At 57.0% G+C, this 18,066-nt stretch carries 14 protein-coding genes; 7 read left to right on the top strand and 7 right to left on the bottom strand.

Features of this window, described 5'->3' with window-relative positions; genetic code table 11:
- Positions 1-2: 2 nt before the first annotated feature.
- The 5 genes from PL640_RS19005 to PL640_RS18985 all read right to left on the bottom strand — a co-directional run bounded on the left by PL640_RS19005 (position 3) and on the right by PL640_RS18985 (position 7,292).
- Entirely contained in the window at positions 3-2,345 is a 2,343-nt protein-coding gene (locus PL640_RS19005; protein ID WP_271363058.1) for a bifunctional diguanylate cyclase/phosphodiesterase, read from the bottom strand.
- Positions 2,346-2,522: 177 nt separating this feature from the next.
- Entirely contained in the window at positions 2,523-3,626 is a 1,104-nt protein-coding gene (locus PL640_RS19000) for a hypothetical protein (RefSeq protein WP_271363217.1), read from the bottom strand.
- A gap of 243 nt (positions 3,627-3,869) precedes the next feature.
- A complete protein-coding gene (locus tag PL640_RS18995) occupies positions 3,870-5,408 on the bottom strand; it encodes an ABC transporter substrate-binding protein (RefSeq protein ID WP_405048500.1) in 1,539 nt (512 codons plus the stop codon).
- A gap of 122 nt (positions 5,409-5,530) precedes the next feature.
- Positions 5,531-6,511: a mannonate dehydratase gene (locus PL640_RS18990; RefSeq protein ID WP_271363056.1), complete on the bottom strand. Its 981-nt coding sequence runs from the start codon at positions 6,509-6,511 to the stop codon at positions 5,531-5,533.
- Between the two features lie 67 nt (positions 6,512-6,578).
- The gene (locus PL640_RS18985; protein WP_046801148.1) at positions 6,579-7,292 is read right to left on the bottom strand and encodes a FadR/GntR family transcriptional regulator; all 714 of its coding nucleotides are present in this window, start codon (positions 7,290-7,292) and stop codon (positions 6,579-6,581) included.
- A 206-nt stretch (positions 7,293-7,498) separates the two neighbouring features.
- Here PL640_RS18985 and PL640_RS18980 point away from each other — a divergent pair, with 206 nt between their 5' ends.
- The 4 genes from PL640_RS18980 to PL640_RS18965 are packed head-to-tail and all read left to right on the top strand — an operon-like array spanning position 7,499 to position 10,989.
- Positions 7,499-8,527 carry an ABC transporter permease gene (locus PL640_RS18980; protein ID WP_271363055.1) on the top strand — a complete coding sequence of 343 codons (1,029 nt, stop codon included), beginning with the start codon at positions 7,499-7,501 and terminating at the stop codon, positions 8,525-8,527.
- Complete coding sequence (locus PL640_RS18975; protein ID WP_271363054.1) at positions 8,524-9,423, top strand: ABC transporter permease; 900 nt, start codon at positions 8,524-8,526, stop codon at positions 9,421-9,423. The genes PL640_RS18980 and PL640_RS18975 overlap by 4 nt, the downstream gene beginning before the upstream one ends.
- Positions 9,410-10,255 (top strand): ABC transporter ATP-binding protein, encoded by an 846-nt coding sequence (locus PL640_RS18970; RefSeq protein WP_271363053.1) that lies wholly within the window; start codon positions 9,410-9,412, stop codon positions 10,253-10,255. Before PL640_RS18975 ends, PL640_RS18970 begins: the two co-directional genes overlap by 14 nt.
- Positions 10,252-10,989, top strand: coding sequence for an ABC transporter ATP-binding protein (locus PL640_RS18965; RefSeq protein ID WP_271363052.1), 738 nt, complete (start codon positions 10,252-10,254; stop codon positions 10,987-10,989). The genes PL640_RS18970 and PL640_RS18965 overlap by 4 nt, the downstream gene beginning before the upstream one ends.
- An 86-nt stretch (positions 10,990-11,075) precedes the next feature.
- Here the strand turns inward: PL640_RS18965 and PL640_RS18960 are convergent, their stop codons facing one another.
- Positions 11,076-11,813: a prolyl oligopeptidase family serine peptidase gene (locus PL640_RS18960; protein ID WP_142841893.1), complete on the bottom strand. Its 738-nt coding sequence runs from the start codon at positions 11,811-11,813 to the stop codon at positions 11,076-11,078.
- A 383-nt stretch (positions 11,814-12,196) separates the two neighbouring features.
- On the opposite strand from PL640_RS18960, the gene PL640_RS18955 reads away from it, so the two are divergent.
- A complete protein-coding gene (locus tag PL640_RS18955) occupies positions 12,197-14,263 on the top strand; it encodes an ATP-dependent helicase (RefSeq protein WP_271363051.1) in 2,067 nt (688 codons plus the stop codon).
- A gap of 148 nt (positions 14,264-14,411) precedes the next feature.
- On the opposite strand, the gene PL640_RS18950 is transcribed toward PL640_RS18955, so the two are convergent.
- Complete coding sequence (locus PL640_RS18950; protein ID WP_271363050.1) at positions 14,412-15,704, bottom strand: glycosyltransferase family 4 protein; 1,293 nt, start codon at positions 15,702-15,704, stop codon at positions 14,412-14,414.
- Between the two features lie 478 nt (positions 15,705-16,182).
- Between PL640_RS18950 and PL640_RS18945 the strand changes: the two genes are divergently transcribed.
- Positions 16,183-17,946, top strand: a complete 1,764-nt coding sequence (locus PL640_RS18945; protein ID WP_271363049.1) for an ABC transporter ATP-binding protein — start codon at positions 16,183-16,185, stop codon at positions 17,944-17,946.
- Between the two features lie 38 nt (positions 17,947-17,984).
- The coding region (locus tag PL640_RS18940; protein ID WP_271362076.1) for a sugar phosphate nucleotidyltransferase at positions 17,985-18,066 on the top strand (82 nt) is incomplete at its 3' end.

The raw sequence follows: 18,066 nt of genomic DNA, 5'->3' as shown, positions 1-18,066 counted from the left end.
TTTCACACGGAATATTTCTTCCGCGTGGTCGCACCTGCAGCCCCGGCGGGCGCCACATCGGGTTTGCCGAAGAGATAACCTTGCGCCTGCGCGCATCCTTCATCCACGACCATGCGATATTGGGCATCGGTTTCGATGCCTTCCGCCGTCACCGGCAGATCGAGGCTGCGGCCAAGGCCGATTACCGCGCGCACGATGGCGCGGGCATTGTCATCATCGCTCATGGCGGCAATGAAGCTGCGATCGATCTTGATCTTGTCGAACGGGAAGCTCTGGAGATTGCTGAGCGAAGAATAACCCGTGCCGAAATCGTCCATGACGATGGCAACGCCTAGCGCCTTCAACTGGTTGAGGATGATCAGCGTCGCCTTGCGGTCTTTCAGAAGTGCCGCCTCGGTGATTTCCAGTTCCAGCCGGTTCGGCGAAAGACCGGTCTGCATAAGCACCGTGCACACGACATGGCCGAGATTTGCCAGAGAGAATTGCAATGGCGAGACATTGACCGCGATTTTCAGATGCGGTGCCCAGGTGCTCGCCTGGCGGCAGGCCTCACGCAGCACCCATTCGCCGAGCGAGATGATGATACCGCTTTCTTCCGCTATCGGAATGAAAACATCCGGCGACACGACACCCCTTGTCGGATGTTGCCAGCGCACCAGCGCCTCGTAACCGACGACCTGACCGCATTCCACCGACAGGACCGGCTGGTAGTTCAGCAGCAACTCGTTGCGATTGACGGCAAGCCGCAAATCGGTTTCGAGCTGCCGGCGCTCACGCGCCTCCTGATCCATCAGAGGATCGTAAAAAGCCAATATGCCGCGCCCGCCGACCTTGGCGCGGTAAAGCGCCAGATCTGCCGCGTGCATGATGCTTTCATCATCCCGACCGTCGCGCGGGAAAACGGCGATGCCGATGCTGACGCCGACCGCGGTCGGGTCGTTGGCAACATTCATTTTCAACGCGAACATGCCAAGGATGGTCTCGGCGAGCAGGCGCGCCTCATCCGCCTTGGTGTGCCGGGCCGTCAGGATGACGAACTCATCGCCGCCCAGGCGCGCGACCACATCCCCTGCCCTTGCGCATTCGTGGAGAATGGCGGCAACCCTTTTCAGCACCCGGTCACCCTCGGCATGGCCGAATATGTCATTGACCGCCTTGAACCGGTCGAGATCGAGCGCCAGCAGCGCAAATTCGTCCTCTTCGTCGCAATTCTCGATCTGCTGGCGTAGCCGCGTCTGGAACATCGTACGGTTGGCAAGGCCCGTCAGCACGTCATGGCGTGCGAGATATTCGATTTCCCGCTGCGCCTCGCGCTTTTCCGTCAGGTCGCGGATGGCCATCACCTCGCAGGGGCGACCGCGATATTCGATGGTGCGCACGGCAAGCTCGAACACCTGCTGCCGGTCGGCCCGCTCGCGGATCGCCTCAACCGGCGCATGGCGCGGCAGATAGGCGGGCTGCCCGTCGATGGCCTTGAACAGATCATCGGGATTTTTCCCGATCAGGGATACCTCATCATTGCCGAGAAGACCGGCAAAACGGGTGTTAAGCTCAACGATACGACCATCACGCACAACGGCAAGGCCATCCAGTGTCGCATCGACAAGGCCCTTGAGATCGACAAGGTAGCGATCTACCAGGGCCGCGGTAGCGGTCGCACAAAGGATCAGGAACGTTACGCCGGACACGGCGCCGATCACCATCAGCCTTGCGAGACTATCGGGGTCAGGACCGGAAATGGAAGGATCCGGCGACAGAACCGTTGCCGAAACGGTGGTGAAGTGCAACGCGCAGATTGCCAGGATCGAAGAGCCGGCCGGGAGGAAGATACGTTGTTTCCAGGAGCCGGAACGGCGAAACAGGAAAAAAGCCAGAAGAAAAAACACCCAGGCAACGGCAAAACCGCCAATAACCGACCCCCAGCGATAGCTGACGGTGGCGGCGACATCCATTCCCGCCATGCCGACGAAATGCATGACGGCGACCGACACGGTCACCAGAGTTCCAACGATTGCCGGGCTGTAACCTGCCTGCGAGGGCACCCTGAGCGCCAGCCAGAAACCCAGAACCGGAAGTCCTGCCGAAAGAGCCGTGAAGAAAAAATCAAAGCCGATAGGGACTGAACCCTTATAAGCAAGCATGGCGACGAAATGTGTGGCCCAGACGCTGAGCCCTCCGGCAAAGGCGGCCGTCAGCACCCAATAGGGCTTGCGGCCAGCCGGACTTTCCTCCGCACGTAACAACAGATGAAAAAAGGCAAGCATGCCAAGCAGGCAGATCAATGCCGCAAGAAGCACGACAGCCCTGTCGTGTTGTACGGCAACGCATTCCAGAACCGTGAACATGATGCACTCTCCCAGCCTCTGAAGAACCGCCCATGCTCGCACTATGAATTTGGTTTATTTATAAATCTCTAATGCAACTATTGATAAATGGCACCATCCGTTCTGTGCCGAACAGCAAATGCACCGGACCGGCGCAAAACACTGCGCTTGGTCCGGCGACATCAGAGAGAAAAGCCGTTATTTCCAGCTTCGATAGTCAGCGGCAGTGCATCCAAAGGGTGCCGGGCCGTCGGCAAAGCGCTCCTGCAGACGGGCGCAACCCCATTCATTGAGGGCTGCAGGCATCATGTTGTTGAGGTCCATGCCCGGCGAATTGAATTGCGACGGCGCGGCTGTGACGTACCACAACCAGTAACCGAAGACCGCGACAATGATGACGGCCACGATTGCGACGAAAGTGCCGAGCCGCCGCAGAAGGCCCGGTTGTTTCTTTATCGCCGCACCGGCAGTGGAGGCGCCTTCCTGTGCCTGGCTCGCCACCATTGGTGCTATTGATGCAAGAGCCTGCGCCCGCTCCTCATTCGACAGGTCGATCCGTTCCAGCTGGTCGTCGAGCAGAACCGGAAGCGCGGTATTGCCGTGCCAGACTGCCAGCGCCACATCGTGTTTTCCGGTGTGACCGACGACGACAGGGATGCGTCCCCTCTCCAGATGGGTGAAGGACTGCCGCTTGGTCCTGGCGTCTCTCACCGTATCGGCATAGGTCACGAAAAGACGGCTGCGTTTTTCGGCGACTGCCGTCAGCGCCACGGGGATAACGGTCAAAGGGGCCGGATGCCGCAGCTGCAGGCGGGCTCGCAGAACGCGGATAAGCGTAAACAGCATTGCCAGACTGCCGAAACCAAGCAGGGCAACAAATACGCCGAGCGTGATGATGCGGTTCCAGAGCATATCGAGGCCGAGGGAGATCGTAGCAAGCTCCGGGTTTTTCGCGGAAATGACCAGCCCGGTCTCATAGTCGCCGGAATGGAAATCGACGAACATAACCTCGACTTCCTTCGTGTAGCTCACGCCGGCGTGCTCATAAGAAAGGTCCGCCTCGCAGGTCGTAAAGATCGCCTTGCGTGTCTTGCAGCTGCCGTTGATATCACCGCTTTCAATCTCCAGCGGATCTTTGCTGATCTGGTAGTCGCGCAATATGCCCGGGCCCTCGGCCACAAGCATCACCGCCAGGATTACCAGAAGCACCGGAATGGAGAAATAATAGGCTGCCGGCACCGAAATGACGCCACGCTTGAGGCTAAGCGGCCGCGACGGAAGTTTTATCTGTGCAAGGTTCATGATCGTCAACGTATTTTGCGGGAGGTTGATGAGCGGAGTTTGCGACTCTCGCCCAGCGGAAGGAATGATCATCACACGGTCTAATCCGATGAAGTCCCTGAGAAAACCCCCGAAATTTCGGGATGATGAGGATAATCGCGTGAGACCAACGGTTTGCCCTAAAACATCACGCTGCAACTGCCCATAAAAAACGGGCGGTAAGACCGCCCGTCACAGGTTTTCAGATGGTATGTGGTTTTACCCTTAGTCCTTCGTCACTTTTTCCAGCCGCGTCGTCTGGCTTGGATGGCCGACATAGTCCTTCACGCGCGCATTCAGCACGATCGGTTCGAACCGCTCGAACATCGGCAGCACGGCCGGATTCTGCGCTACGAACTTTTCCTGCATCTCGGTGTAGATTTCACCACGCTTCTTGGCGTCGGGCTCAAGCGAAGCCTTTGCCGTCAACGCAGTCAGTTCCGGAATGTCCCAGGCCGAGCGCCAGACGAAATTACCGGCATTGTTGGCGGCAAGCGAATTGTCGGGGTTGCTGGAAAACTGCTCCATCGAACCCAGCACATTCGGCATATACGCGCCGGTCTGCGGAATGAGCAGATCGAAATCGCGGGCGCGGTGGGCGGCAATGACGTCCGAACCGTTGCCCTGCTGAATGTTGACCTTGATGCCGATCTGGCTCAGCGACGCCTGGATTGCGGTGGCAAGGTCGATACGCGGTGTCTGCGCAATCGTCTTCAGATTAAGCGTAAAGCCGTTCTCATATCCGGCTTCCTTAAGCAGTTCCTTGGCTTTGGGAACATCGAGTTTCCAGTCCGGGCTTGGAATGGCATATTCGAAATTCTCCGGCACCGGCACCGTGCGTGCCCGGCCATAAGGCCCCATGATGGTCTTTTCCATGCCCTTGTAATCGATGCCATAGGCAATCGCTTCGCGGACCTTGGGGTTGGACAAAGGCTCCTTGCCGGCATTCATGGACAGAACGTAGAAACCGCCGGTCGGCACGCGCTGGATCTGAAAACCTTCCTTGTTGTTGAAGATCGCAAGGTCGGCCGCCGTCAGCGCGCTGGCAATGTCGATATCGCCACGCTCCAGCATCAGACGCTCGACCTGGCTTTCCGGCACGTGCCGCACGATGACGCGGCGCATTTTCGGGCTGCCGGCCACATAATCCTTGTTGGCCTCGAGAATGATGATCTCATTGGGCGACCAGCGATTGAGCGTGAAGGGGCCGGAACCGGCGGAATTCGTTCTCAGCCAGGCATTGCCCCAATCATCATTGACTTCATGGGACTTGAGTTCCTTGCTGTCGACAACGCTGGCAATGACCATGGCTAGGCGATAGAGCAGCAGTTCGGACGTGGTTTCACCAGAAAGTTCGATGCGGACCGTTTTTTCATCCGGCGCGCTCACCAGCTTGTCGACATTGTCTGCATTATAACCGACACGCTTAAGATTGGCGGCGGCCGCCTGGTTCATCTTCAACAGGCGGCTGAACGAATAAACCACATCCGCAGAGGTGACGGGATTGCCGGACGCGAATTTTGCCTCGCGAAGATGGAACGTGATGCCCTTGTCGTCTGTCTCCCAACGCTCCGCCAGCTGCGGCGAAACCTTGCCCGAACCATCCACCGAAATCAGGCGATCATAAAGATTGGCCATGATTTCGTTGGCCTTGGCTTCGGTGGCCTGATGCGGATCAAGCGACAGAACCTGAGCCAGCGACGTTGCAATGATAAGCTGGTCGTTGGGGGTTTTTGCCAGACTTGGCGCCGCCGGCACAAGCATTGCCCCCAGAACGGTGGTGAATGCGAGACGGATCAATGATTTTCTCATACCTGCTCCTCCTACAGATCGGTAGTTATGGATGAAGCCGGCGGCACGGACCTGCGCCGACCGGCCTGAAACGGTCAAAGATGCTTGTTGTTGAGTGCTTCCAGAAGTGCTGCGATGTAGCCGTAGCAGAAGGCGAAGGCGACGCCGACAGCGTCACGGCCGGCAATCGTCGGCACATGATCGGGCATGATCATGTAGCGATAGCCCAGCTCATGGTAGAGCTTCAGCGAACGCACCATGTCCATGTCGCCCTCATCGGGGAACGTCTCCATGAACGACAGCTTGCCGCCGCTGATATTGCGGAAATGGACGTTGAAAATCTTGTCGCGGCTGCCGAACCAGCGGATGATGTCGTCGATCTCCTCGCGCGGATTATCGAGCATCTCGCCAATCGATCCCTGGCAGAAGTTCAGGCCGTGATAGGGATTTTCGCGCATCTGCACGAACTTCTTCAGCCCTTCGACGGTGCCAAGCACGCGGGTGACGCCCTTATAGCCCGGCGGCGTGTAAGGGTCATGGGGATGGCAGGCGAGACGCACCTTGTTGCTTGCCGCGACCGGCACCACGCGCTCGAGGAAATAATCGATGCGCTCCCAGTTCTCGTCTTCCGAAAGCACCCCGGCGACACCCGGATCGGCATTGTGGTCGGCCTTTTCCCAGCGCCACGCTTCATTCAGCGAACCGCCGCGGCCACGTTCCATTTCAGTGCGCGGAATGCCGATGAGGTTGAGATTGTATTTCGCTGCCGGAATGCCGGCTTTGGCAATGTTCTCGATCATCGTGCAGACGGCATCGATCTGCCGGTCACGCTCCGGACCGGCAAGCAGGATATCGGGATACGATGCCTGTTCGATCGGCCGGGAAGGCAGGGGCAGTTGCACCATGTCCAGCACCAGACCAAAACTTTCGACCTTGTCGCGCAGACGCTCGAAGTCATCGAGAACCCAGCTCGCGGGTTTTCCGGGCGGGTCAGCGCTTATGTTTTTGACGCCGAGCTGCGCCCAAACCTTGAAATCCTCATCATCGCGTGCAGCAACCTGGGTGCCGACATACATCGATTCTCTCCTCTCTCCATGCAAGTCATCATATGACATCGCACGAAATAAGATGAGTGTCGAGATGCTATTGCGCCTCCGAAAGCAGGCGATATCGACGCTGGCTCGCAAGCATATGTTCGCGCATGGCTTTTCGCGCCGCATCCGGGTCCTGTTCGACGATGGCGCGCAGGATTGCATCGTGTTCCGCCTGCACTTTGCGAAGATAATTCGCATCCCCCGTCTCAGGCAGCGTCGGAAACTGACCGCGCGGTATAGAGCGCGAACCGAACTGGCGCAGAGCCTCCAGATAAAAGCGGTTATTCGTGGCGATCGCGATGGCTGTGTGGAACTCGTAATCGGCGTCAACGGTGGTTTCGCCGGCATCTATGGCGCGGGCCATTTTCCGGTGCGCGGCAGAGATTGCGGCTTCCTGCTGGGCCGTCCGGCGGTATGCGGCAATCGCCGCCGCCTCCCCTTCCGTTGCCAGCCGGAACTCCAGCATTTCCAGCGTTTCCGCAATGGTGCCAGCTTCTGACTGGGTCAGCTTTACCCCGGCCCATTCACTGGTATTGCTGACAAAAACCCCCTTGCCCTGGATGGGAACGACATAACCGGCAGAGCGCAGATCCGCGATCGCCTCGCGCACCACCGTTCGGCTCACGCCATAGGTGCGCTCAAGCTGCGGTTCCGTGGGAAGCTGGTCACCATTTCTCAGTTTACCGCTGCGAATTTCCGCGCTGAGATTGTCGATGATCTGTTGCGCCCGTCGCTCCCGCGGTTTTGCCATATCGTCCCTCATGCCACTCTTCCCTCTTGCGAAATACGAATCCCTTCGTTACTCATATGATGACTTTGTGTTACGTCATATGTTTTCATGTTAGCTCAGGGAGGAGTTGGGATGAAGTACCATCAAGAGTTTTTGCAATGGAGAATTGCGCGTCATCGGCGAGCGGTTCGCGGTACGCCATTCGCTGACGGTTCCCTCTTGCGGAAGTGCGGCCTGCAATGACGGAAATCTCACTGCGCGGGCTTGGACATCGCTTCCTGCAACTTGTCGTCAGCCTCTTCATTCTGCTTTGCATCACGTTCATCATTGGCCGCGTCATGCCGACCGATCCGGTTGGCGCAATCGTCGGCGAGCTTGCGGACCCCAAGGCCTATGAGGCCATGCGGGCGCGGCTCGGACTTGATCTGCCGCTCTACCAGCAATTTTTCCTTTATCTGCGCGGCCTGCTGCATGGCGATTTCGGCATAGCGATCCTAACCGGCAATCCGGTGACCAAGGATCTGGCACAGGCCTTTCCGGCAACGCTGGAACTGGCGACGCTGGCGATCATCATCTCCACCGTTATCGGCGTGCCGCTTGGTCTTTCCGCCGCGCTGTTTCGTGATACGTTCATCGATAAATTCGCGCGTGTCTTCGCGCTGGTGGGACATTCGATCCCGGTCTTCTGGTTCGGCATCGTCGGGCTGGTGATTTTCTACGCCAATCTCAATCTCGTTGCTGGCCCCGGCCGTGTCGACGTTTTTTACGAAGGCCTCGTGGAACCGAAAACGGGGCTGATGCTGGTCGATACCCTGCTTGCCGGCGAAACCGAGATTTTCTGGAACGCGCTTTCGCACATCCTCCTGCCGGCGATCATCCTTGCATATATGGCGATGGCCTACATCACCCGCATGACACGCGCTTTCACGCTCGAGCAACTCAGCCAGGATTATGTGATCGCAGCGCGCGCCAAGGGCGTCAGCCCGGCACGCACGGTCACCCGGCACGTGCTGCCCAATATCGCCGTACAGCTCATCACCGTTCTCGCCATTTCCTATGGCAATCTTCTCGAAGGCGCCGTGGTGACGGAAATCGTCTTTTCCTGGCCCGGGATCGGTCAATACATGACCAACGCCCTGCTCATCGGTGACATGAATGCCATTCTCGCGGCCACCATCGTCATCGGATTCATCTTCATGATGCTCAACTTCCTGGCAGACGTGGCCTATACCACGCTGGACCCGCGCACACAGGAGGTCGCTCGATGACCGATATCACCCAGAATAATGGCGTTCACGGCCGCAGCGCCCTGTCACGCCTGTCGACCACGACATTCCGGACATTAAGAAAGCTCGGTGACGAGCCGCTTGGAATGTTCGGTTTTGCCATCCTTGCCATCCTGGTTCTCGTCGCGATTTTTGCGCCACTCATTGCGCCATTCGATCCGGCGCGCCAGGCCCTCGATAACGCGCTTCAGCCACCCAACTGGCTGCATCTGGCCGGAACCGACGAATTCGGTCGGGATATTTTCAGCCGGCTTGTCTATGGCACCCGCATCACCATCCAGACTGTCTTGTCGGTCTCGGTTATCGTCGGCCCCATCGGCCTTGCGATTGGCGTCATGGCCGGTTTCTTCGGCGGCAGAACCGACGCGATCCTGATGCGCGCCACCGATATCGTTCTGTCCTTCCCATCGCTCGTGCTGGCGCTTGCCTTTGCGGCCGCCATGGGTGCGGGTCTCGGCACGGCGATCATCGCGATCTCGCTGACTGCCTGGCCGCCAATCGCGCGTCTCGCCCGTGCCGAAGCTCTCGTCGTGCGCAATACCGATTATGTCGCCGCCGCCCGCCTTTATGGCGCGTCACCGCTGCGCATCCTGTTTTTATACATTGCGCCGATGTGCATTCCTTCGGTCATCGTCCGTCTGACGCTGAACATGGCCGGCATCATTCTCACTGCCGCGTCGCTCGGCTTCCTCGGTCTGGGCGCTCAGCCGCCGCTGCCGGAATGGGGAGCGATGATCTCCAGCGGCCGTAAATTCATGCTCGATTACTGGTGGGTCGCCGTCATGCCCGGCATCGCCATCCTGCTGACGAGCCTTGCCTTCAACATCGCCGGCGATACGCTGCGAGACCTGCTGGATCCGCGCCATGCCCGTTCCTGATAGCTCCCCCATTCTTTCGGTCCGCGATCTCAACGTTCGCTTCGGCCGCAACTCCATTCCCGCCGTTTCCAATGTCAACTTTGACGTCGGGCGCGAGCGTGTCGGCATCGTCGGCGAATCCGGCTCCGGCAAGTCCACGACCGGCCGCGCCGCCATGCGGCTTCTGCCGAAAAGCGCCACCGTTACGGCGGAGCGCATGGACTTCCTCTCCGAACCGCTGCTTACCCGATCCGAACGCCAGATGGGCGCGATCCGCGGCAGCGAGATGGCGCTGATCATGCAGGACCCACGTTATTCGCTCAATCCGGTCCTGCCGATCGGAAAACAGGTGGCGGAGGCGGCCGAACTGCATCTCGCTCTCACCGGCAAGGCAGCGAGAAACGCCGCGCGAGACATGCTGCTGCGCGTGCGCATCAACGATCCCGACCGCGTGATGGGACTTTACCCGCATCAGATTTCCGGCGGCATGGGGCAGCGCGTGATGATCGCCATGATGCTGCTCGCCAAACCGAAGCTGGTTATCGCCGACGAGCCGACCTCGGCTCTCGATGTCAGCGTTCGCAAGGATGTGCTTCTGCTTCTGGACGAGATGGTGCGTGAAAACAATTCGGGCCTCATTCTCATCAGCCATGACATCCGCATGGTTGCCGCCTTCTGTGAGCGCGTGCTGGTCATGTATGGCGGACGCGTGGTGGAAACGCTGACGAAGCTGGAAGATGCGCAACATCCCTATACGCGCGGCCTGATCGCGGCGATGCCCGACCCCCGCAATCCTGTCAGGCGTCTCAAGGTACTCGACCGACAGGCAATTGATGCGGAGGTGATGCGATGATCACGGTAGACAAGCTCGATGTCGTCTATGGCACGAAGGAAAACCGCAATCACGTCGTTCGCGGCGTCAGCCTTAAGGTCAACAGGGGTGAAACGCTCGGCATCGTCGGTGAAAGCGGTTGCGGCAAATCGACATTGCTGCGGTCGCTTGCGGGGCTGGAATCGGTGTGGACCGGATCTATCAGTTTCGACGGCAAGCCGGTCGGCAAGGTGCGCAGCCGCGAGGAACTGAAACTGGCGCAGATGGTGTTTCAGGACCCTTACGGTTCGCTGCACCCACGCCATCGCATCGGCCGGGCTCTGGCCGAACCGATCCGCTCCATGGGGCTTGGCGATGGCTGGTCGAAAGTGCCGGCCGCCCTGCAACAGGTCGGCCTGCCCGCACATTTCGCCGAGCGGTTCCCGCATGAACTGTCAGGCGGCCAGCGCCAGCGTGTGGCGATCGCCCGCGCGTTGATCCTCGAGCCGCCGATCCTGCTGCTCGATGAGCCGACATCCGCACTCGACGTTTCCATTCAGGCGGAAATCCTCAATCTGCTCGCCGACCAGCGCGAGGAACGCGACCTTACTTTCGTTCTTGTCAGCCACGATCTCGCGGTCATCGCCCATATGTGCGACCGCGTTCTCGTCATGCAGAGCGGTGTTTTTGTCGATGAGTTGACCAGGGCCGACCTTGAAGCGGGCGTTACCCACGCGGCCTATTCAGGCGAGCTGTTCGAAAGCAGCTTCCTTTAGATCGACATCGAGCCTCTAAAGACAACCGTCCGGCGGAAGCGCCGGGCGGCTTCGTCTGTGATTGCCTCAATCAGTAATCCGGAAACTCAGGGAGAAGACGGTGCTTTGACCTCAGCAAGCTTCTGTTCGAGAAGCCACGTCCACATCGCCTCGTCTTTCAGCACTTTTCCCTCCACCGCCTGATGATTTGTCTCCTCGAACACGGTGAGCCGAACATTGCGTTTCAACTCCTGAAGGCGTTGTACGAGAACCACGGTGTCTGACAGCGGTATCACCTCGTCATTTGCACCGTGGAAAGCCCAGAAGGCGGTCTTTTCATTGGTGCGGTTGAGATAATGCCGGATACCGCCGCCGGCGATCGGCACGACAGCCGCAAAGGTCTCCGGAAACTGTTCGGCCATTGACCATGCGCCAAATCCACCTCGGCTATAACCGATCAGGTAGATGCGGCTGCGGTCCACCCGATGATCGGCCACCACCGACTGCAGAGTGGCTGCGACACGCTCGATCGGGTAAAGCAGTTCCTCACTGGGGTTTTGCGGCGAAAACACCAGGAAAGGAAAATCACGCCCCTCTTCGATCATTTTCGGCAGACCACTTGTGCGCAGTTTTTCAACATCGCTGCCACCCTGGTCACCGCCATGCAGCCAGACGACGAGGGGATAGGTCTTGTCTGAACCAGCATAATCCTTCGGGGTGTAAAGCAGGTAATTGATGTCAGAGGCGATGGTGACATCGGATTTCACGGCTTTCTGCTCGGCCGAGGCAAATGTCGAAGTGGCAAGGGCAGCTACGGCGATCAGGCAGAATTTCAGATTTTTCATTTTGTCCTCCCAACAGACAGGCCTTTTCCCCAAGGCCGATGATTGAACGCGCAAGCCTCCGGCCTGGTTCAGGCCTTTCCGAGCCGAAACGGGAAACGCGAGAGCGACGAGAATAAATGATTATATATTTCAATTAAGTACGAGATTTTCCTCATTACTATTCTTATCGTGATGGGAAAATCAGATCCTTGCCAAACAGTGACGCCGGGGCCGGTATATCGGCTTGGATTATCACGTCGAAGCGTTCATTATTTGTTCTGGATTGGTGTTTGAGTCTTTGCTAATCATTGCAGGAACGGTGGAAATGGCCAGCCGATGCCTCGACGGCTGGCCATTTCCACCGCTATCCACGGACGGACAACCACATATCAAGGATTGCAGGCATGGCGGTTGCCTATCTGGACAAGTTGAACGAACAACAACGCAAGGCGGTGGAACACGGCGTCGGGCTGACGGAGGGACAGACGGCCGGACCGCTCTTGATCATTGCCGGCGCCGGTTCCGGCAAGACCAATACGCTCGCCCATCGCGTCGCGCATCTGATCGTCAACGGCGCCGACCCCCGCCGCATCCTGCTGATGACCTTTTCCAGACGCGCGGCCTCGGAAATGTCGCGGCGTGTCGAGCGTATCTGTAAACATGTCCTAGGCGGCAATTCAGGTGCCCTGACCGATGCGCTGGCATGGTCCGGCACATTTCATGGCATCGGCGCACGCCTGTTGCGCATCTATGCCGAACAGATCGGCCTCAATATCGATTTCACCATCCACGACCGCGAAGACAGCGCCGACCTGATGAACCTTGCCCGGCACGAGCTGGGCTTCTCCAAGACCGAAAGCCGCTTTCCGACCAAGGGAACATGCCTTGCGATCTACTCGCGTGCGGTGAATTCCCAGACCCCGCTGAAGGAGATCCTGCGCCAGCATTATCCTTGGGTCGCCAACTGGGAGAGCGAACTTAAGCAACTGTTCGCGGCCTATGTCGAGGCCAAGCAGGTCCAGAACGTGCTCGATTACGACGATCTCCTGCTCTATTGGGCGCAGATGGTGAGCGACCCCACTTTGGCAGACGATATCGGCAACCGTTTCGACCATGTGATGGTCGACGAATATCAGGATACCAACCGGCTGCAGGCTTCGGTGCTGATGGCCCTCAAACCCGGTGGCCGTGGGTTGACGGTGGTGGGCGACGATGCGCAGTCGATCTATTCGTTCCGGGCTGCGACGGTGCGAAACATCCTCGATTTTCCGGCATCCTTCAGCCCGGCGGCGGATATCATCACGCTTGATCGCAACTATCGCTCGACGCAGCCGATTCTTGCCGCCGCCAATGGCGTCATCGATCTGGCGCGTGAGCGGTTCACCAAAAACCTCTGGACGGAGCGACAGTCACTCGAACGCCCGAAGCTGGTGACGGTGAAGGACGAAACCGAACAGGCGAACTTCATCATCGATCAGGTCCTTGCCAATCGTGAAACCGGCATGACGCTGAAACAGCAGGCAGTGCTGTTTCGCACCTCCAGCCACAGCGGCCCGCTTGAAGTGGAACTGACCCGCCGCAACATCCCCTTCGTCAAATTCGGTGGTCTGAAATTCCTCGACAGCGCCCATGTGAAGGACATGCTGGCCGTGCTTCGCTTCGCCCAGAACCCGCGGGACCGTGTCGCCGGCTTCCGGCTGCTGCAGATGCTGCCCGGCATCGGACCGAAGAAAGCCGGTAACATTCTCGATACGATCGCTGCAGACGCCGAGCCGCTGCTTGCCCTTGCCGAAATTCCGCCGCCGCCGAAGACCGGCGAGGACTGGACGGCCTTCACGCAAATGCTGGTGGGCCTGCGACGGGGCCAAAACGGATGGCCAGGCGAAATCGGCCAGGCAAGGCTATGGTGCGAGCCCCATCTCGAACGCATCCATGAGGATGCCGATACCCGCAAGGCCGATCTGCTACAGCTTGAGCAGATCGCCAGCGGTTATCCCTCGCGAGAACGATTTTTGACCGAGCTGACGCTCGATCCGCCTGACGCCACCAGTGATCAGGCCGGCGTGCCGCTGCTTGACGAGGATTACCTGACCCTATCAACCATCCATTCGGCAAAAGGCCAGGAATGGCGTTCCGTCTTCATCCTGAACGTCATCGATGGCTGTATCCCATCCGACCTTGGCGTCGGCACCACCCAGGAACTGGAGGAAGAGCGAAGGCTGCTCTATGTCGCGATGACCCGCGCCAAGGACGGCCTGTCGCTGATCACGCCACAACGCTTCTTCACCGGCGGCCAGAGCCAGCAGGGCGACCGGCATGTCTACGCCTCAAGAACCCGCTTCATACCGGCCACATTGCTGCAGTTTTTCGAAACGACGACATGGCCGATTGTTTCGGCCGCAGCTTCGGAGCGCAGCGCGCAGCAGATCCGGATTGATGTGGGCGCGCGGATGCGGGCGATGTGGAAATAAAAAAGCGGAGTTCGGGTATCTCCTTCGTACAGGCGTCGCTTGTGATCAGATAGAAACCATTGGCAGGCTAGCGACAATATCGGCACGCACGCCGCACGAACGGACAAAGAGCAGATTGTCGAACCTGTCGCAGCTTCGACTTGCCGCTTTAGGTGGTCGCCCGCCTCTCGTTGTTATCCAATTCATGAACTGCACGGAGTATGTCTGACGCAACATCCTTCCATGTTCGCATTTGTGGTTTGAACTCGGCTATCTTCGCTTTCAAGGCAGCATACTTGTCCGGATCCAACAACAATACACGAACCAAATCCGCCAACTCGTCTGGTTTCTCCGGATCAAAATAAAGTGCCAGCGTCCCACCGGCCTCTCTCAATGCCGGCACATCCGCGGCAAACGCCGGGGTCCCGCACCAAAGAGCTTCACTGATCGGCAAACCCCACCCCTCCATCCTGCTCGGTAAAACGAGACCGTAGGCGTTTTCGTACAGCAAACGTAATTCCGCCTGGTTCGGATTAAGAACAAAGTGAAACTTGTCGACGATCGGACGGAATTTTTCCAGTTTTAAAAATTTTTCAACCCTTTTGCGCCTTGCACCTGCCAACACCAACGCAGGCGGCACGACGCCGGAAGCCTGCAATATAAGCATGGCTTCAACAACACATTCCAGGTTTTTACGGCCATTATAAATACCGACACCCAACAGGTAACGGCCTTGAGGAGGCCGCTTATCAATCGGCTCAACTGTCGGCCGAAGCTCGTTGCAAAGTGGTATAGCCACAACGTCCGGCACGGGCGGCAATGTTCCCATGTTAGAAAAATGCTCTACTTCCCGCGCCGTAAATTCTGAATTCGTCAAAATCAGTGCCGCTGCTCCTATAGCGACCTTATTATCATGAATGAAATTCCTCGGAAACGAAAACTGATTCCGGTGGGTGAAATTATGCAACGGAATCATATCATGCAGCATTGGAATAAAGGTGGCTTTTTCGCCCCGTTCACTCAACGCCATGATATAATCTGACATAATTTTAGGCCTACCCAGCGAGACCAGAATCTGCCCGTCTAGATCAACCTCTCGAACTGCACCCGCCGGAATAGTTGCCCAACGTTTGCGATTGCGATGCTCAACTACAGTGCGCACCGCCCTGTAGAACAAAGACTTCAAAAAATTCGTATCAAAAAGATTTTGTCTGAGGCGCAGTGGCGTCGCACTTGAAGGGACATTCGGATCTAAAACGCCGGTTGGCGATGCATCACCTATACGCGGAAAAACTTCAAAAAAACGACGATGCAACGGCGAATAGATTACATACCTTACTGATTTATCCGCCAAAGTCAGTTCATAAGCGACTTCCATTACGGTTCGAGCGATTCCGTAATACTTAAATTTCACTCCCGAGTTCAGGAACAGTTCCGACAGATCAAAAAATACTTGGGGCATTTACCGTCCTGCCTGACGGACACTTCCGTCATAAAACACATTAGATTGCAAAAACTTACGAGTTTATATGCCACGCCGTTGTCAATAGCCCACCATTGAATTTGGCATATAGATTTTGGGCAGCCCATTTGTCAATGTTGAGAACCTTTCAGTTGGGGAAAACTACACATTTTCGCCTAACAACTAAAGCGCGAATTGCCCGCTATTCTGCTCTAGGCAGAACGGCACGTTATGGCTTCCTCACCAGAGGGAGATTGACACTTAGCGATCACCCATTTAAGTGCACTAAACCAATTTTGGATTAGACGTGCCTCGGCATTTGGGATCAGTGTTAAGCTTTGAGTTTTCTGAGTATGAAACTTGGGCAGATCATATATGAGCGTCACACGCACAACATAACTCCACGAGTTTGGGTTTGTTCGTCTAACGTGATAACACTCACCAAATGTAGTTTCTGCACCAATTTAGGAATATCGCTGTGATCGGATCATTTTTGTCGCCAAACGACAAGAAGCTGCTGGTACGACTGTTCAAAGAGAACTTTAAAAAGCATGTTAGCTGGTACTCGATGGCAATCGCGGCAATGGTTGTCGTTGCTGCAACGACATCTCTCAGCGCCTGGATCATGCGCGATATCGTTAACAGCGTGTACCTGAAGCGTGGCTTTGATGTCGTTCTTGAAATTGCGTTCGCGGTCGCCGCTATATTCATCGTCAAGGGCCTCGCCACGTTCGTTCAGAGCTACTATCTGAGCAAAGCAGGCAACAGTATCGTCGCAGAGCAGCAGCGCAAAATCTATGATCGCCTGCTGAAGCAAGGCGTATCATTCTTTCAGAACCTGCCATCGTCGGAGCTGCTGGTTCGCGTAACCTACAATGCACAGGCCGCCAGAAGCGTTATCGATACGATCGTCACGTCCTTCATACGCGACCTGCTTTCGCTCATCGGCTTGATCGTGGTGATGTTCGCCCAGAATTTTCTTCTGAGCGCGATTTCAATGATTATAGGACCCCTTGCAATTTTCAGTGTCCGTCTTGTCTTGCGTCGTGTGCGCAAAATCATGGAGGCGGAACTTGCTTCGCTTGGCGAAATCGTCAACGTCGTGCAGGAAACCAGCATCGGCGTCCGCGTGATCAAAGCGTTTTCGCTTGAGAAGCTTATGCGTCAACGTATGAACAAGGCGGTGTCCGATGTCGAGCATCGCGCCAATGGTATCGCGAAGCTTGAAGCGGCGACCAGCCCGATCATGGAAACGCTGTCGGGCCTCGCGATTGCCGTCGTCATTGCCGTTTCCGGTTATACTGTTCTGGAAAAAGGTGGTTCTCCTGGCGATCTGATGGCCTTTATAACCGCTCTGCTTCTTGCCTACGAACCGGCAAAACGTCTGGCGCGTATGAGAATCCAGATCGAAAGCGGCATGATCGGGGTCCGCATGATGTTCGAGGTTCTGGACGCACCTTTGACGCTTGCCGAAAAAAAGGATGCTCTGCCTCTCCCCAGGGCAAGTGGCGATGTGGAACTGAAGAACGTCAGCTTCGAATATGTTTCGGGCCAGCCAGTTCTGAAGGATGTCAGCGTGCTCTTCGAGGGCGGCAAAATGACCGCACTGGTCGGTCCTTCCGGCAGTGGAAAATCTACCATAATCAATCTTATGATGCGCCTTTACGATCCTCAAAACGGTTCCGTTGAAATCAACGGCATGGATTTGCGTGATGTGTCATTTGCGAGCCTGCGCGAGCACGTATCTTATGTAGGTCAGGAAACCTTCCTGTTTTCGGGCACCGTAAAGCACAATATTTCCGTTGGCCGGGACGATGCGACAGAAGAAGAAATCATAGCTGCGGCCAAGGCTGCCAATGCGCATGACTTCATCATGAAGATGCCTGACGGTTATGATAGCAAGCTTGGTGAAAATGGCTCAGGCCTATCCGGCGGCCAGAGACAACGTGTTGCGATCGCTCGCGCCATGCTGAGAGACGCTGACATTCTTATCCTCGACGAGGCGACCAGTGCACTGGATTCAGAATCCGAATCCCTCGTGAGGGATGCGCTTGAGCGCCTGACCCTGAACAAGACATCTATTGTTATTGCTCATCGGCTTTCAACAATCAATCGAGCCGACAAGATCGTCGTCATGGATAATGGACAGGTTGTCGAAGAAGGCAGTCGGCGTGAATTGCTTGCAACGGATGGTCTTTATAAACGCCTACACAGCATCCAGTTCGATGCGGACGTAGCATAATCCTGACCCTTATCAGGCCGCGTTGGAAAGGTTTTATTGTGAAGGAACACTCTCGAAAGATCACGCCGGTTCTTCTTGCTGGCGGTGCCGGCTCCCGGCTGTGGCCTGTTTCGCGTGACC

This window comes from Agrobacterium sp. ST15.16.024, assembly GCF_027956545.1.
In the GTDB taxonomy this organism is placed as follows: Bacteria; Pseudomonadota; Alphaproteobacteria; order Rhizobiales; family Rhizobiaceae; genus Agrobacterium; species Agrobacterium cucumeris.
Note: the sequence above shows the minus strand (reverse complement) of the source record. Positions and strands in the feature narration are given on the sequence as shown.

Coding starts and splice junctions, on each gene's coding strand:
- PL640_RS19005 (WP_271363058.1), bottom strand. CDS start 2,345: ATGTTCACGGTTCTGGAATGCGTTGCCGTACAACACGACAGGGCTGTC.
- PL640_RS19000 (WP_271363217.1), bottom strand. CDS start 3,626: ATGAACCTTGCACAGATAAAACTTCCGTCGCGGCCGCTTAGCCTCAAG.
- PL640_RS18995 (WP_405048500.1), bottom strand. CDS start 5,408: ATGCTTGTGCCGGCGGCGCCAAGTCTGGCAAAAACCCCCAACGACCAG.
- PL640_RS18990 (WP_271363056.1), bottom strand. CDS start 6,511: ATGTATGTCGGCACCCAGGTTGCTGCACGCGATGATGAGGATTTCAAG.
- PL640_RS18985 (WP_046801148.1), bottom strand. CDS start 7,292: ATGAGGGACGATATGGCAAAACCGCGGGAGCGACGGGCGCAACAGATC.
- PL640_RS18980 (WP_271363055.1), top strand. CDS start 7,499: ATGACGGAAATCTCACTGCGCGGGCTTGGACATCGCTTCCTGCAACTT.
- PL640_RS18975 (WP_271363054.1), top strand. CDS start 8,524: ATGACCGATATCACCCAGAATAATGGCGTTCACGGCCGCAGCGCCCTG.
- PL640_RS18970 (WP_271363053.1), top strand. CDS start 9,410: ATGCCCGTTCCTGATAGCTCCCCCATTCTTTCGGTCCGCGATCTCAAC.
- PL640_RS18965 (WP_271363052.1), top strand. CDS start 10,252: ATGATCACGGTAGACAAGCTCGATGTCGTCTATGGCACGAAGGAAAAC.
- PL640_RS18960 (WP_142841893.1), bottom strand. CDS start 11,813: ATGAAAAATCTGAAATTCTGCCTGATCGCCGTAGCTGCCCTTGCCACT.
- PL640_RS18955 (WP_271363051.1), top strand. CDS start 12,197: ATGGCGGTTGCCTATCTGGACAAGTTGAACGAACAACAACGCAAGGCG.
- PL640_RS18950 (WP_271363050.1), bottom strand. CDS start 15,704: ATGCCCCAAGTATTTTTTGATCTGTCGGAACTGTTCCTGAACTCGGGA.